The organism is Vibrio splendidus 12E03, assembly GCF_000272105.2.
In the GTDB taxonomy this organism is placed as follows: domain Bacteria; phylum Pseudomonadota; class Gammaproteobacteria; order Enterobacterales; family Vibrionaceae; genus Vibrio; species Vibrio splendidus_I.
Map to the genome: position 1 here is coordinate 1 of NZ_AJZD02000267.1, position 465 is coordinate 465.

Here is a 465-nt window from a genome sequence, read left to right on the forward strand (position 1 = left end):
AAATGAGTGGCGATTACAGAATAAGTCAACCTCAATTGAACCCAATTTAAGTAAATTGGCCCCCATAATAGAGAGTATCTTTCGTGATATTGAGTCATAGGCTAAGTGACACATAATATCTTGACAATTCTGAAGTACTCCATAGTTTGTTTATGTCCGGTTTTATGAAACGAATTTTTGTTCCTAAACGTTTAAAGTTATAACTTTAAGTTGATGTGTGTAAAGACAAGTCCAACTTACGTCTCCTTGGTGCAGCGTAAGTTACGTTAATTCATTGTTATTTTTAACGTTTCATTCTGCTAATCGATTGAGTTTCAAGTACAATTGACCTCACCGATGATCTTACATCGGTTTTGATACTGACTTATATTCAAGGATTTATCTATGAACAAAATGTTAATAGCAGCAGTTGCCTCTTCTGTATTTCTACTTGCTGGTTGTTCTTCGGGCCCAGATGAAGAAACC